Annotated in this window: 12 protein-coding genes; 3 read left to right on the plus strand and 9 right to left on the minus strand. The window is 45.3% G+C overall.

What is annotated here, in order from left to right; all coding sequences use genetic code 11:
* Positions 1 to 146: 146 nt before the first annotated feature.
* The 3 genes from ACK5MF_RS16175 to norR form a co-directional block, all read right to left on the minus strand.
* Entirely contained in the window at positions 147 to 1,208 is a 1,062-nt protein-coding gene (locus tag ACK5MF_RS16175) for an FAD-binding oxidoreductase (RefSeq protein WP_416923600.1), read from the minus strand.
* A 55-nt stretch (positions 1,209 to 1,263) separates the two neighbouring features.
* On the minus strand, positions 1,264 to 2,937 hold the full coding sequence (gene hcp, locus ACK5MF_RS16180; RefSeq protein ID WP_416923601.1) for a hydroxylamine reductase: 1,674 nt from the start codon (positions 2,935 to 2,937) through the stop codon (positions 1,264 to 1,266).
* A 198-nt stretch (positions 2,938 to 3,135) separates the two neighbouring features.
* Positions 3,136 to 4,719 (minus strand): nitric oxide reductase transcriptional regulator NorR, encoded by a 1,584-nt coding sequence (gene norR, locus ACK5MF_RS16185; RefSeq protein ID WP_416923602.1) that lies wholly within the window; start codon positions 4,717 to 4,719, stop codon positions 3,136 to 3,138.
* Between the two features lie 177 nt (positions 4,720 to 4,896).
* On the opposite strand from norR, the gene ACK5MF_RS16190 reads away from it, so the two are divergent.
* Complete coding sequence (locus ACK5MF_RS16190) at positions 4,897 to 6,099, plus strand: NnrS family protein (RefSeq protein WP_416923603.1); 1,203 nt, start codon at positions 4,897 to 4,899, stop codon at positions 6,097 to 6,099.
* A 59-nt stretch (positions 6,100 to 6,158) separates the two neighbouring features.
* Here the strand turns inward: ACK5MF_RS16190 and ACK5MF_RS16195 are convergent, their stop codons facing one another.
* Together ACK5MF_RS16195 and ACK5MF_RS16200 are read right to left on the minus strand one after the other, a co-directional pair.
* Entirely contained in the window at positions 6,159 to 7,544 is a 1,386-nt protein-coding gene (locus tag ACK5MF_RS16195) for an MFS transporter (RefSeq protein WP_416923604.1), read from the minus strand.
* A gap of 403 nt (positions 7,545 to 7,947) precedes the next feature.
* Positions 7,948 to 8,457 (minus strand): RNA methyltransferase, encoded by a 510-nt coding sequence (locus ACK5MF_RS16200; protein WP_416923605.1) that lies wholly within the window; start codon positions 8,455 to 8,457, stop codon positions 7,948 to 7,950.
* 215 nt (positions 8,458 to 8,672) lie between these two features.
* On the opposite strand from ACK5MF_RS16200, the gene ACK5MF_RS16205 reads away from it, so the two are divergent.
* The gene (locus tag ACK5MF_RS16205; RefSeq protein WP_416923606.1) at positions 8,673 to 9,884 is read left to right on the plus strand and encodes a DEAD/DEAH box helicase; all 1,212 of its coding nucleotides are present in this window, start codon (positions 8,673 to 8,675) and stop codon (positions 9,882 to 9,884) included.
* Between the two features lie 77 nt (positions 9,885 to 9,961).
* Here ACK5MF_RS16205 and ACK5MF_RS16210 read toward each other — a convergent pair whose 3' ends face one another.
* A complete protein-coding gene (locus ACK5MF_RS16210) occupies positions 9,962 to 10,846 on the minus strand; it encodes a DMT family transporter (protein ID WP_416923607.1) in 885 nt (294 codons plus the stop codon).
* Between the two features lie 101 nt (positions 10,847 to 10,947).
* Positions 10,948 to 12,291 carry an OmpP1/FadL family transporter gene (locus ACK5MF_RS16215; RefSeq protein ID WP_416923608.1) on the minus strand — a complete coding sequence of 448 codons (1,344 nt, stop codon included), beginning with the start codon at positions 12,289 to 12,291 and terminating at the stop codon, positions 10,948 to 10,950.
* A 289-nt stretch (positions 12,292 to 12,580) separates the two neighbouring features.
* On the opposite strand from ACK5MF_RS16215, the gene ACK5MF_RS16220 reads away from it, so the two are divergent.
* A complete protein-coding gene (locus ACK5MF_RS16220) occupies positions 12,581 to 13,303 on the plus strand; it encodes a sulfite exporter TauE/SafE family protein (protein WP_416923609.1) in 723 nt (240 codons plus the stop codon).
* A 238-nt stretch (positions 13,304 to 13,541) separates the two neighbouring features.
* Here the strand turns inward: ACK5MF_RS16220 and ACK5MF_RS16225 are convergent, their stop codons facing one another.
* Together ACK5MF_RS16225 and ACK5MF_RS16230 are read right to left on the minus strand one after the other, a co-directional pair.
* Complete coding sequence (locus ACK5MF_RS16225; RefSeq protein WP_416923610.1) at positions 13,542 to 14,408, minus strand: glycerol kinase; 867 nt, start codon at positions 14,406 to 14,408, stop codon at positions 13,542 to 13,544.
* A gap of 141 nt (positions 14,409 to 14,549) precedes the next feature.
* A complete protein-coding gene (locus ACK5MF_RS16230) occupies positions 14,550 to 14,825 on the minus strand; it encodes a nitrogen fixation protein NifW (protein ID WP_416923611.1) in 276 nt (91 codons plus the stop codon).
* Positions 14,826 to 14,851 lie beyond the last annotated feature (26 nt).

Consider the following 14,851-nt stretch of genomic DNA (forward strand, 5'->3'; position numbering starts at 1 on the left):
AAACTTTCTGATCAGTGAATGGGCATTGATAAGCAAACCCTCTGAGCCAAGGATGGCTCAGCGGAGCCCCATGGAAGGGTTTATGCGTGTTTGTGTTCGATGCCCATTCGCTGTTCCACCGATGTTCAATCTGATCATATTTTTACCTAGGATGGTATCAGTGCCACTTCCACATCGGAATGAATTTGACATGAGCAGGCGAGAACAAACCCTTCGGCAATTTCTTGCTCGGTTAATGTTTCGCTACTGGTTCTGATGAAATCACCACTGGTCACTTTGCATTTGCAAGAGCCACAAATACCACTGCGACAGGCGGCAATAACCGGTACTTTGGCGCTTTCTAGTGCATCAATCAGTAAACTTCCTGTCACTACCTGAGTTGTCGCACCGAATGTTGGAACAAATACCGTTGCTTGAGATAAAGCCTTTGCTTTGTTCGATGTATTTTCAACCGTTGGTTGCGCTGATTCAGCAGGCGTAAAGCTTTCTTGATAGAACAACGTCATATCCATTCCCAACGCTGCTAGGTTTTCTTTCATCGCTTGCATGAAGCCCACAGGACCACACAAAAACGCCGTTCGACAAGCGATATCCGGACAGTAATTGACAAGCGCCGCTTGGGTTAGACGTCCTTCCAGGTAATCAGTGTTGGTTGCATCCTCCAGCATAATGTCGAGCTTGAAACGAGGGTGCTGCTGCTCCATTTGCAATAGTTCAGCATGATAAATTAACTGCTCTGCACAAGTTGCCGCGTGGATGAAATGAATGTGGTGCTGATCTTCTTTATCACTCAGCAATGTTCTTGCCATAGACATGACAGGGGTGATGCCACAACCTGCGCTGAGCAATACGATTTTATTTGCATGGGGCTGTTCAATATGGAATTGACCCGCTGGTGGCAGCACTTCCAGTGATTGCCCTGTTTGCAAATGATTGTTGAGATAGTTAGATACTTTACCATCAGCGACTTTTTTTACGGTCAGTTGCAGTTCCGTTTCCCCGGGAATGGAACTGAGTGAATAGGCCCGATATTCCATTTTGCCTTCAATTTCGATACCTAAAGTCACAAACTGACCCGGAATGAAATTAAAAACCTGATTTTGTTCTTCACTGGTTAACGTAAAACTGATGCAATCGGGAGTTTCCTGCCATTGGTCTTTGCAAACTAAACGAGTAGCTCCTTGAGCAGGCCATTGAAATTGTTCCATAGTTTTCTCATTAAGATATGCTGGTGGGGCGACCCCCACCAGTTAGTCAATAGAATTAGGCGGCGGCTTTTTCAGATAGGATCTGTTTAAGATCTTGTTCAACGGTTGAGATAGCTCTTAAGTCGAACTTGTCCTGAATAATTGCCATTAAGTTGTCAGTCAGGAATGCTGGTTGAGTTGGTCCGGTGTAGATACCTTTCACGCCTAGGGCGAGGAGGGTCAGCAAAACAACAATCGCCTTTTGTTCGAACCAGGATAATACTAGCGTTAATGGCAGGTCATTCACCCCACAGTTGAATTCCTCAGCCAGTGCCAAAGCCAACTGAATCGCCGAGTAGGAGTCGTTACACTGACCGACATCGAGAAGGCGAGGAATACCGTTTATTTCGCCATGCTGCTCTTTGTTAAAGCGGAATTTGCCACAAGCAAGGGTGAGGATCAGGCTGTCTTCTGGCGTCTGTTTGGTAAATTGGTTGTAGTAGTTGCGCTCTGCTTTGTCGCCATCACAACCGCCCACCAAGAAGAAGTGGCTGATATTACCTTGCTTAATTTGATCAATCACAGCTGGAGCGGCTTCCATTAAAGCGTTGCGGCCAAAGCCAACCGTGATCATCTGTTCAATCTCGTCATGTTGGAAGCCATCGTGAGCTAATGCACATTCAATTACCGCAGAGAAATCATCTCCTTCTAAATGAGCCACGCCCGGCCAACCGACAATACTGCGAGTGAACAGGCGATCAGCGTATTGACCGACTTCTGGGTTCAGTAAGCAGTTTGATGTCATCACTATTGCACCCGGGAAGTTTGCAAACTCTTTTTGTTGGTTTTGCCAAGCGCTACCGTAGTTACCTGCAAGGTGAGGGTATTTGTTCAACTCTGGGTAGCCATGAGCGGGCAACATTTCACCGTTGGTGTAGACGTTAATGCCTTTGCCTTCAGTTTGTTGCAGGATTTTTTCTAAGTCATGCAGATCATGACCAGAGACTAAAATGCATTTGCCCTTTTTCGTTTTCACATTGACTTGAGTAGGCGCTGGATGACCAAAGGTATCCGTTTCGCCTTTATCTAACATCGCCATGATCTTGTAGTTCATGAGGCCAATTTGCATTGAGCAGTTCAGCAGGGCATTGAGATCTTGCGGTTCTGTACCTAGCCAAGCCATGATTTGATGATACTCGGTGTGTACTTCTACATCACTCTGCCCCAAAACACGGGCATGTTCTAAATAGGCTGCCGCACCTTTTAAGCCGTATAGGCATAGTAAACGTAAACCCATTACATCTGGATCGACGGTTTCATGACCACGGTTAACCGCTGCCAAAGGTGCAAATTTTAACAAAGCTTCACGATCGGTTGGCAGTTCAAACTGAGCCGCTGGCGATAGATCTGGAATCGTTTTGTTGGCTAAAGTCGCGGCTGCTCTAACTCGCTGTTCTAAGCTTTGTTTGTATTGGTAAGCTTGGTTTGCGAACTCAACGATGCGCTTTTCATCAAAGTTCACGTTAGTTAGTGTTGCAAAAAAGGCTTTCGGTGCCCACTGGTCGATTTCAGTGTCGATAATTTGATAGTCGCGACCAAGCTGAGCCCAGAATGAAACGCCTTGTAGCGTATAAACTAAAATATCTTGCAGATCAGAGACATCACTCGTTTTTCCACACATACCTTGGGAATACGCACAACCTTTTGCGATAGGGGTTTGGATGGTTTGTTCACATTGAATACAGAACATATTTGGGCTCCAGTGATTATTATCAAAATTGCCCCTTAATGAAAAAGTAGTGTATTAGGGGCATCAAAATTTGTCACTGGTATAGCAGAGAATGTGCCAATATTTATCTTATTGATTTAATTGTATTATTTTATATTTTAATACAAGTTGTGATGTTATAAATACATCATGCGTTGTCAATAAAACAACATCAACCATCTATTTCGGCGATTCGCTGGCTTCTACACCCAATTTTTTACCCATTTTGAATAGGTTACCTCTGTCCATTTGTAAAAAAGCAGCCGCTTGTGACCAAACACCATTGTTGAGTTGCAGTGCATGTTCAATAAGCTGCTTTTGAAAGCTCTCTACGGCTTCACGCATCGGAGTGGACGAGGTTGGTAAATCAGCTGAGGCGTTTTTCTTTGCTCTGCCATGCCCGTGGTGACCCACTAAATCAAAGTCATTGCTAAAATGCTGTGGTTCAATCAGCTCTGACTGAGTGCGCATCGCGTGTAGACCTGCGCGCATCAGGGTATGTTCCAGTTCACGTACGTTGCCAAGCCAAGGCTGTCTTTCCAGCAATTGTAGTGCCTTCGGATGTATGTGTAGCGTTTTAAGGTTGAATTGGCGGCGTATGTTATCCAATATGTGTCCGATCAAAACGGGTACATCACCTTCGCGGGATCGAAGGGGGGGAATATGGATTGGGAAGACGTTTAAGCGGTGAAACAGATCGGAGCGAAAACGTCCTTGTGTCACTTCTTCTGCTAGATCTCGGTTGGTTGCAGCAATGATACGAACATCGACAATATGGTTTTTGTCGGCACCCACTCGCTGAACTTCACCTTGTTGAATCACGCGCAGCAGCTTAGCTTGCAGCAGCAAAGGCAATTCGCCAATTTCATCTAGGAAGATCGTGCCGCCGTCTGCGAGTTCGAATTTACCCGCGCGTGAGTTATTGGCGCCAGTAAACGCGCCTTTTACATGTCCAAACAATTCACTTTCAGCAATGGATTCGGGTAATGCGGCGCAGTTAACGTAAACCATAGGTTTATCACTACGCAGGCTTTGTGCGTGTACCTGATGTGCCACCACTTCCTTACCCGTACCGGTTTCCCCACTGATTAAAACCGCGTAGTTAGAGTGTGCAACCATCTCGATATTGGCGATAAGTCGTTTCATTTGAGGGCTAACACCGACTAACTTTCCACCTTTGTTGCGTGCTTCGTCAATCAACAACTGGTTTACGGAATGCTGTTGTCGGTTCGCTTTATTGAGCGCTTCAAACAGACTGATATTACGGATAATTCCTGCCGCCAGAGCAGCAAAAGTTTCGATAGTTTTGTCGTCAACGCTATTGAATGCTCCGGGTTTAGCCGCATCCAGAGTTAACGCGCCAACCAAAGTATCACCCACATAGAGGCTGCATCCCATGCACGAGTGAACATCAATGCTGTGGTGGATATCTTCGCTTAGCAAGCCATCAAATGGGTCTGGTAGACTTGAGTTTTCAGGAAAACGTACGGGTTTACGATTGGCTAATATCATTGCTAAACGTGGATGAACATCGGGCAGAAAGCGGCGACCGAACACTTCTGAAGACAATCCACTGATAGCAATCGGCACCAAATGCTGCTCGTTATCGAAAGTAAACAGAGCGCTGGCATCACAAGGAAGCAACTGATGCAAAGCATCGATCAGCTTCTGATAATGCTGAGTTGAAGGTTCGCCCATATTCAATTCAACGGCGATGTTTAACAGTACCTGTTCGATAGAAGGTTTGCTTTGTTGGGCGTGCATTTCGCCATCCAGTCAGCGGGAAAATAAAGCTATGATGTATTTAATACAACAAAGGTGTCAAGTGGTGATATTTAAAGTCTTTTAAAATCAATATATTAAAGTTGGCTTGAATCGTGCAAGATTCGCGAGATTAGTTTTACTTCATTATCCAGATGTACTGTTAGGAACTGTTTGTTTATGCTCAACATTATTGATAAGAGTGTGGAAGATAGAATCATTCCCGTATTACGCTTAGGTTTCAGACCTTTCTTTTTATTTGGCAGTGTTTATTCAGTCATTGCTATTGGCATCTGGGTGTATGCCTTTCAGCATGGGCAGCCTGCTCAGCTTCGCGTTCCGGCGCTATGGTGGCACGTTCATGAAATGTTTTTTGGTTTTGCCATGGCGATTGTGGCTGGTTTCTTATTAACCGCAGTTCAGAACTGGACAGGTGTGAATGGCACCAAAGATAAATGGTTAGGTATGCTTGTTTCGCTATGGATTCTGCCGAGAATATTGCTTTGGACTGAGGTTCCGCTTTGGATGACCTCTTCCATTGAAGCGCTGTTTCTTGCTTTAGTTGCGTATGAGATTTCGTTTCGAGTGGTGAAAGCAAAAGGCTATCGCAATCTGATCTTTTTGCCATTTTTTGTCTTGGCTATTGTGGCGAACTACGCCAGTTACGCAACCATCAAGGGTATGCCTCCTTTCCCTTCAATTGCGGTTTGGCAAGCGATGCTGTGGTGGTTTGTACTGCTTATTTCAATTATGGGTGGCCGAGTGATTCCGTTTTTCACTGCGCGTCGATTTAACTTCGAGAAAGCGAACACTCTGCTTTGGTTGGATGCCGCGGCCAATACGCCGTTGGTTATGTTGTTTGCTTTAAGTTTTTTCCCGTTAACCAGTGAACAAGTTAGCCCTGCTATCATGCTATTTGCCGCGGTGATGCAGTTGGCTCGTTGGCTACGCTGGAAGCCATGGACAACGTTAAAAGAGCCGTTAGTGTGGTCGTTGCATCTGACTTATGCCTGCATTCCTTTAGGGCTGCTTATCAAAGCGTTAGCGGAGTTAAATTGGATTTCTAACGGCCTGTTTGTATCCCACAACATGTTACACGTGATTGCTATCGGAGCGATTGGCGGTCTTATCTTATCAATGATTTCACGTGTGACTATGGGGCATACAGGGCGAATGATTTATCAAGGACCAAACATGTGGCTAGCGTTTGCAGCCATCGTGCTTGCTGCTTTTGTGCGAGGTTTTGGTGTTGCTTTCTGGCCACAGTATATGTTGTTGATGGTGGATGCCGCCGCAGCACTTTGGATCATCGCATTCAGCTTATTCGTGTTGAAATTTGGTACCATGCTTTTGAGCCCACGAGCTGATGGTCATCCAGGATAAGTTACAAAAATCCCCCAAGCCGCAAAGCTTGGGGGATCTTCATCGCTTAGCATTTCGAACTAAAGTGATGACTTACGTTCATCTTCAATATCTGAATTGATGATCACAATGTCATCGTGGTCACCATCAATTTCATCGTTTTGGTAATCGCTATCATCGTCTTCTTGTGACTCTTCTTCAGGTTCAAACGAAGGGATCATCTCTTCCTGTACCGTTTCTATATCGACACGTGGATCAAGTGCAACGGCAAGCGGAGAGGATACCAAGTCACCAGTGGCCATAATGTAGTCTTCGGAAACAGGTACTTCGGCTTTTTGCTGCGAATTGATGTATTGCAGCAGGACGAACATGATTAAGGTGCAGGCCGCCATAAAACCGTAAAGCATGTTGTTGCCAAACCATTGCATGACGGTAGATGCAATCAGAGGACCGATACTGGCACCCAGACCGAAGGTCAGCAATATTGTTGCAGACAAACCCACTCGCTCATTTTGTTCCACGCGCGAGTTCGCCAGTGCTGTCGCAAGCGGATAAAGCGTGAAGCCGAGAATACCAAATAGAAAAGTCATCATTAGAGATAAGTATGTTTGATGCGGTAACAATGCGATCGCGATAGTTAAACCACCGAGCAACACACAGTTGATGCGGATCAGAGTGCTACGGGAAATTACATCGGAGAGCTTACCCATTGGCCATTGCGCTAACAAGCCCGCCAAAATGGTCGTGGACATGTAGCTGGCGACTTCTTCTGGAGGCATACCTAAGTTACTGGCATAGGCGGGTGCCAGACCATAAAAAGAGCCGACGATCATACTGCCGATGGCGACAGTGGTCATGGCTTGAGGTGCTTCCTTCCAGTAGTACATAATGTGCAGCGGAGCTGGCACCAGTGGTTCCGGGTGAATCCGTTTTGTCAGTGCAATCGGTACAATACACAGCGCAAAACAGATCGCGATAAGTAAAAGTGGCTCCAAGCCCAAATCAGGATAGAAGCTGATCGCACTTTGACCAAGAATCAAACCTAAGTAGGAAGCAATCATATAACTGGCAAACACGGCACCGCGTTGACTGTTGTCGGCTTGTTCGTTCAGCCAGCTTTCTAGTACCATGTACTGACACATCATACCGATACCGACAATTAAGCGCAGCACAATCCAGATAGACAAGTCGTCCACCAATGCGTGTCCCAACGCGGATGCGGTAACTATGCCTGCACTGGCGACGAAGGCACGAATGTGACCAACTTGAGCAACCAATCGATGACCAATCTTAGAACCCGCAACTAGCCCTGCGTAATACGCTGACATCATGCCACCAATCCATAGTTCTGGAACTTGCATTACAGAGAGTCTCAAACCTAAGTAAGTAGTGAGTAAGCCACTCGCTAGTACGGTGAGCAGTGTTGTGCTATATAAAGCGGTGAAAGTACGTAACGGATTTGCCATTCACGGTTCCTAAGGTGCCATACCTGCGTTAATTCAATTATTGGATTTTATAGAGAAAAAATGAGCATCTAGTGGGATGAGTCTAGCGTGTATCCCACTGCGATTAAATAAGCAATTTTCTGATTTTTTGCTGAGAGATATACCCTTCCTACTTGAAGCTGCAGTGCTTTGTGTTTTGGTATGGGGCTACGTTCGTTCACCCCAATCACGCATGGTAATCTGTGGTCATGGGGATTCACTCACTTGCCGCCTACCTGCAACTTCAAGTAGTTTGGGTATATTTAAGTTGGCAGAGAAAAATCAAAGCCATCTTCGAAGCGCAAGTTGAAAATATTGCCAAACTTATGTGGGGAAGATGACCGTTAATAAAGAAGAGTATACTCGAATGAAAATAGCGGCTAGGTTATTTAACTATCAGTCTATTCTTGTTGTCGCGATTTTCTAATACTTGCTGGTGGTGATCGAGGTTACCCATGCTTTTCGCCATTCGGTCATACAATACAACGTTTACTGTCGCAGCTAGGTTCATGCAACCCGTTGTTGGCACATACACCACATAGTGAGCTTTATCGACGACCTCTTGCGGCAGCGAACCGTCTTCTGGACCAAACAGGTATATCGCTTTTTGTGGGTGAATGAAGTGAGGAAGTGGCACTGCGCCAAGGGCGAGTTCCACACATACGATCTCGACGTCATCGGCAAGTGCTGCGGTGAGATCGTCCATCTCCACTAAGCCAATTCGCTCATGAGCATGCTTGGTATCGGTTTGGAATTTTGCCGCTCGGTTATAGCGTGTTCCGTTGTAACGTACTTGCGTAGCGTTGTAGCAACCTGCTGCGCGCAATACGGCGCCCACATTGGTTGGATTTTTAGGATTATACAGTCCAATAATGGCTGTGGAAGTCGTTGTCATTACTGCTTTTCTACTTTTTTTGAATTCAATAGTTTAAAATTAACGAATGAGCGAATTATGAACTTAAATTCGCAGCAGTACTACTGAGCTTTGTCGTGATTGGTCTTTTATCTCTCTTATTATTTAACTTCGTGTTAGAATTCGCGGCTTGATTTAGAGCAGAGGTTCAAAAGCTGTTCTATCTTTTCGTAAATTAATATTTTCAGAGTCAATTCATGTCATTTGCAAAACTAGGATTAAGTGAAGCACTGTCGAAAGCAGTGGCGGATCTTGGTTATCAGAAACCTACATCTATTCAAACCAAAGCCATTCCAGTGATTTTGCAAGGGCAGGATTTGATCGCCGCTGCACAAACAGGTACGGGTAAAACCGCCAGTTTTGTGCTGCCAATATTAGAAAAGTTACAACGCGGAAAAACCCAGAAGAAAAAACGTGTTCGTGCACTGATTTTGGTTCCAACTCGTGAGTTGGTAATTCAGGTAGCAGGCAAAGTTAAAGAGTACGGTCAATTTACTGAGCTCACTTCGCTTGCGATGTACGGCGGCGTAGACGAAAAATCGCAAAAACAAGCGTTGATTGATGGTGTGGATGTGCTGGTGGCGACACCGGGGCGTTTGCTTGATATGTATGGTCAGCGTGCAGTGTATTTCGAAGAGATCGAAATGTTGGTGCTGGATGAAGCTGACCGTATGTTAGACATGGGCTTTATCGAATCGATTAACAAGATCATTGACCGTGTGCCAACTGACGCTCAGTGTTTACTATTCTCTGCGACTCTGTCTCATAAGGTTCGTGATCTTGCTAAAACGGCGGTTAACAACCCGTATGAAATTTCAATTGCGGCGAATCAAGCTTCGAAATCCAATATTGAACAGTGGTTGATCACCGTTGATAAAGATATGAAATCAGCGCTGCTCAGCCATCTGATTAAAGAAAATCAGTGGGATCAGGCTTTGATCTTTATCGAGACAAAACACGGTGCGGCTAAGCTGGTATCACAGCTAGAAAAGCGTGAAATTGCCGCTGAAGCGTTCCACAGTGGTCGTAGTCAGGAAGTTCGTACGCGCTTACTGGAAGATTTCAAGAGCGGCAGGATTAAGTACCTAGTAGCGACGGGTGTGGCTGCGCGCGGTATCGATATTGAAGAGCTTTCTCGCGTGGTGAACTATGATTTGCCATTCCCAGCGGATGAGTATGTGCACCGCATTGGTCGTACTGGTCGTGCAAACGCAAGTGGTGAAGCGATTTCCTTCGTATCGAAAGATAACTTCAAGAACCTTTGCATGATTGAGAGCCGTTTAGGTCACTTGATTGAGCGTCGTGAAGTGGAAGGTTTCCAACCTCGTAAACCCGTGCCTATTTCTATTCTGAACTATGTGCCAAAGCACAAACGTCAGAAAGAAGAGCAAGAGAACCAAGATCAGTAATCTTGTTGATGGAATACAAAAAAGCGAGCTTGTTAGCTCGCTCTTTGTTTCGTCTTGCTTTATCGCGGTTATTACTTTTAGCTGTTTTCGGCGGCTACTGGCTCTGCCTTTTGCTTTATTCTAAACAGTTTCGACCATTTAACAGGCATCATAGGTACCACAATCAGCAGGATACCAATCGCGGTGAGCATATCTGGTATTTCGTCAAACCACATGACGCCAAACCAGGTGGCGAATACCAAACCGGTATATTCAGCAAGAGCAATACGGTTAGCTTCAACCTTCTTGTAAGCCATCACCACCAATGCATGCCAAGCCAGAACCAACAGATTAATAATCACAATCCAACCCAAGTGTGTCCATGAAATGGTTGACCATCCGGGAATTGCCAGTATTAACGCTAGCGGTAGGGTCATCACATTGGTCCAGAATAAGGTGCTAACCAATGGCTGATTTTGTGGCAGGCGGCGGATCAATATGTTGCCCATACCCATAGATAAAGCGCAGCCGAGACCTGCAATTCCAGCCCAGTGAAATTGTTCAGGTCGTAGTACAACTAAAACCCCAATAAAGCCAATAATCGTTGCTACGATCTGCTTTAATGCTGGCCTTTCTCCGAGCAGCACCACCGACAGCGGTAACATTAATATTGGACCAACATAAAAAATTGCGTTCGCGGTCGCGAGTGGTATGTAGGTTATCGTGATCATGGCGCAAGCACTGCCAAGCAGAATCAGTTGAGCTCGGGTAAAGGCGACCTTACAACGACCTTGTCGACGTTGTTCTTTTGGCAATTTCCACCAGAAAGGTAACAGAATCACGGTACCAATTAATTGGCGAATAAATACGTATTGGAAAGTTGGCACTTCGCCGTTAAGTATTTTTAGTGATACGTCTGAAAACGCTGCCACTAAGTTTGCGAGAACCAACAGTAGGATGGATCTCGTAATCGTATTCGACATGAAAGAAGTGCCTGCTTATTTTATTTTGGATCAGTTCGGAAGAGCCGCTATTGTAGAGCAATTTTCTCAATTGAAAAGCTGTTTTAATAATCGCTTGTCTATCAGAAGCTGTGACTAAACTGCATGGCAAATAACATCGCATCTGAACGAGTCGTTGCCTCTATGCGCGGTAGAGAAACGTGCTCCTCCAAATATTCGCTAATTTCTACATCTTCGCCAAGCAGATAGGTTATACCGAAATCAATACTGGTATTTGCTGACCAATGGTAGGTTGTACCAGCCGAAAACCATTGACGGTTTGAGTCTGGAATGGAGACTGACGCCAGTTGATCAACCGGCGTTTTGTCAAACATATAGCCGGTGCGTAGTGTCCAGTTATCAGTCGCGTACCAAGTTGCACCCAACGAATAATGATAAGAGTTTTGCCACCGGAACTCTTTCAGTGCCACGTCATCGGCTTTGAGTGCATCAAATTTAGACCAACTGATCCATTGTACCGAGTAGTGCAGGGCAACTTCTGGAAGCACACGGTGATAACCGGAGAACTCAGCGATATCAGGCAATGCTAGATAGAGCGTATCAAGTGTTTGACCCACATAGTGAATGTCGCCTTGTGCTTCGATTTCTGGGCTGTATTTATAGCTCAAACCAAAGCGGTGATCTTCATTCACTTGGTACATCATGCCAATGTTCGCGCCTATACCCACGCCTGAAGCTTCAACACTTAGTGCGTTGCCTTGTACTCCACTGCATCGCTCTGAAGTACCCGATCCTCGACCAGTTGCGCTCAAACATAGCTCTAATCCCATATCACGATAAAGAGTACCGATACCGTAGATCACATCGAGACCACCACCAAAGCTGAGATGATCATTCATTTTGTACGCTAAGCTGATGCCCGCGTTCATACTTGTCACTTTGGTGGTGCCACCAAACACCGCAGCGGCATAGTCGGGTTCGAATTCGATATCAGTTCCAAAGTTGGAATAGGCGGCTAGACCAATATACCAATCGTCACTTAGGCGATGAATGTAATAAATATTAGGTACCACAGCTTGTTTGCCGATACCTTCAACATCATCGACATTGGTGACGGTTGGGGACACATAGGGTGATATGCTCTCAATAGTCGGTTTTGGCAAAACACGAAAATGTACATCACCACCCAATTTTGCAGAGTAGAACTGCGCATCTTTAACCGTTGAATCTGGACGAACATAAGTCAACCCCATAGACATTGCATCACGTTTAAACAGAGTCATCGCCGCGGCATTGCGACTGAGCACCGAAGCGTTATCACCAATAACCGCATCACCCGCAAAAGCACGACCTAGACCCGTTGCTGAATGCTCATTCACTTGAAATCCGGCTGCCGAAGATGTAGCCGAAATCAAGCTTGCAGATGCAATAGCAAACAGCGATGTCAGTAATGGTGTTTTCTTCATTGATGAGGTGCCCCTATAAAATGGAGCGCGGATTTAAGCCAAAGTGAGTATGAAAAGACATCAGTACACTATGGTTTTGACGCTCCCCTGACGGGGTTTTACCTGGATTTTACATAAATGTGGGTTTTATGTAGGAGGAAGCTTACGTGGGCTAGGTGAATCGCATTTATTTGTCAAATCAAACAGTGACTCTACAAAATCGATGTATTGTGTAAGAATGCTTCATCTATGAGATCTACCGATCTTACTAAGGGAAGAATCTTTCAATTTTGGTCTTTAAGGCAGTTCAATGGAATATTTAACTAGCACCACTTTTATCGCAATGTTTCTGATATTTGTTGGTTCGTATGTTCAAACGGCAATAGGTTTTGGATTAGCCATCGTTGCAGCACCGCTGCTGTTCTCGATCTCTCCTGATTATGTGCCGGCACCCATTGTTATTTGTGCACTGTTTATTTCGTTGTTGAATGCACTCAAGTTACGCGCAGACATTTCTATCGGTGGATTAAAAATGGCGCTGATAGGGCGTGTTCCTGGCTCTATCGCTGGTGGCGTGATGTTGGTGATGGTGTCGAGCGATGTTCTGGCGTTATGGCTTGGTTTGTTGGTGTGGTTTGCCGTTATTGTAAGTTTACTACCGTATCGTATTGAACCAACACCGGGGCGTATGGTGGTGGCTGGTTTCTTCTCTGGCTTTTTTGGTACCAGCAGTTCTATCGGCGGTCCTCCTATGGCGCTTCTTCTGCAGCACCAAGAAGCGAACCAGTTACGTGGAAACCTGTCTGCTTTCTTTTTATTCAGCTCGGTTATTTCATTGGTGATTCAAGTTCCGGCAGGGTATCTGAATAGTCATCATTTGATGTTGAGCCTTCCTCTGCTTCCTGCCGCTTGGTTAGGTTACGCACTGGCGCGTAAAACGACGCATGCTCTGCCTAAAGAGAAAATTCGCATGGGTGCTTTGGCGCTGTGTTTGATCAGTGGCACTACTGCGATTTGGCGCAGTTTTATGTAATACTATTCTGGTAAAAGAAGTGGCGTATGGCGCGAGATATGGTCGCCATTAATTCTATACCCTTCCTACTTGAAGCTGCAGCGGTGTTGGCTACGTTCGTTCACCCCAATCACATAGTTTATCTATGCTCATGGGGATTCACTCACTTGCCGCCTACCTGCAACTTCAAGTAGTTTGGGTATAATAGGTTTGGTATCAGAGCTGATCTCGTAATAAACCGCTCCTAATCAGCAGGTTATTAATAAGCTTTGATACCAAACTGCCGTAGTCTCTCCGGCAAAATATCATCTAACTGATGGATCTCTTGTGGCGAAATCTCAATTAAATTGAACTCATGCTCAGCATAAAGTTGGCGGGTTTTATTTTGCTCTCGCTGGGAGATCTCGCCGTTATCGGTTGCCCAATACTGAATGTAGACTTTGCCATTCGGAAGATAAAAGTCACTTATAATCACTTCTTCAATAGGGAGAGGTCGTTGATAGGCATGCATGACTCCAGCGAGATAAAGCCAGTTATCAATCAGTAGTTCGCCAGTAGAGCGTACATAATGCCCATCTAGGGTTCGATGTTTGGCTTCGAACTTCTGACGGAAATTGGAATAAGATTTATCCGTTGCTTGTTTCTGAGCATCTTGGCCTAAAAACTCAACCACAGATTGACACATATGTGGGTTATGGCGAATAGAATCATGCCAGACGACGAATTTCTGTTGTGATTGCTTGTCTTCACGTTGTTTTGCACCGACACGGATACCAGAGGGAGTAGCAATCCAACCATCCTCTTGTTTATTAATCCAACCCAGTTCGCTAAAAAGCTGATTGATTTTCTTAGGATTAAGTTTGAAATAATCCCCAACTTGGGTTGCCGTTAAGGTATTACCGCCGGTCGCCATAAGATCGATAAGCAAGTTTTCAGGCCAGACGACAAATTTGCCGAATTTCGGATGTTCCACATACTCACCACCAAATTTTGCTCCGAGATCGGTGAGTCGCCATTGACCTTCATGGCGGCTGAGATAACCCGCTTTAGAAAGATCGGAAAATAGCTGTTTTGCATCAATGTTACGTAGTTTGGCTAACGCAGATGTGGAGAGTTTGTCGAGCATAATGTTTCCTCACGCGAATTCTCGTCCATTCAATCAGCTTCGAAAGAAATGCTCAACATCGTTGTTGGTAAAGGGGATGAAATTGTGATTTACAATGTAAATGAGAGTTAACAATAACTCATGGATCTCTTGGTTTCGACGCTAGCGCCGTTGACACGAAGTACAGCCTCGGCAGGCTGCGCGGGTATGTGGGTCTAATCTTCCCCGCTGGACTTTGCAGTAGGCGTTTTTCAAAGCGCGCCGTGCCGCAAACCAATCATCGGGTTTTTGCATGATCACATAGCCGTTGAATATCTTGGTTACCTGCATTCGGTATTCGTCGATAAAACGGCTATCAAACTCGATTTCAAAATGGTCGAGAGCCTGCTCGATAGCGGTAAAACTCGCGATAGTTTTAAGGATGTCTGGCTGGCTCATAGCGAAAATCGAACGGTGGAATTTAC

It is taken from the genome of Vibrio sp. (assembly GCF_047973365.1).
Taxonomy (GTDB): domain Bacteria; phylum Pseudomonadota; class Gammaproteobacteria; order Enterobacterales; family Vibrionaceae; genus Vibrio.

Coding starts and splice junctions, on each gene's coding strand:
- ACK5MF_RS16195 (WP_416923604.1), bottom strand. CDS start 7,544: ATGGCAAATCCGTTACGTACTTTCACCGCTTTATATAGCACAACACTG.
- ACK5MF_RS16190 (WP_416923603.1), top strand. CDS start 4,897: ATGCTCAACATTATTGATAAGAGTGTGGAAGATAGAATCATTCCCGTA.
- norR (WP_416923602.1), bottom strand. CDS start 4,719: ATGCACGCCCAACAAAGCAAACCTTCTATCGAACAGGTACTGTTAAAC.
- ACK5MF_RS16200 (WP_416923605.1), bottom strand. CDS start 8,457: ATGACAACGACTTCCACAGCCATTATTGGACTGTATAATCCTAAAAAT.
- ACK5MF_RS16215 (WP_416923608.1), bottom strand. CDS start 12,291: ATGAAGAAAACACCATTACTGACATCGCTGTTTGCTATTGCATCTGCA.
- hcp (WP_416923601.1), bottom strand. CDS start 2,937: ATGTTCTGTATTCAATGTGAACAAACCATCCAAACCCCTATCGCAAAA.
- ACK5MF_RS16220 (WP_416923609.1), top strand. CDS start 12,581: ATGGAATATTTAACTAGCACCACTTTTATCGCAATGTTTCTGATATTT.
- ACK5MF_RS16175 (WP_416923600.1), bottom strand. CDS start 1,208: ATGGAACAATTTCAATGGCCTGCTCAAGGAGCTACTCGTTTAGTTTGC.
- ACK5MF_RS16230 (WP_416923611.1), bottom strand. CDS start 14,825: ATGAGCCAGCCAGACATCCTTAAAACTATCGCGAGTTTTACCGCTATC.
- ACK5MF_RS16225 (WP_416923610.1), bottom strand. CDS start 14,408: ATGCTCGACAAACTCTCCACATCTGCGTTAGCCAAACTACGTAACATT.
- ACK5MF_RS16205 (WP_416923606.1), top strand. CDS start 8,673: ATGTCATTTGCAAAACTAGGATTAAGTGAAGCACTGTCGAAAGCAGTG.
- ACK5MF_RS16210 (WP_416923607.1), bottom strand. CDS start 10,846: ATGTCGAATACGATTACGAGATCCATCCTACTGTTGGTTCTCGCAAAC.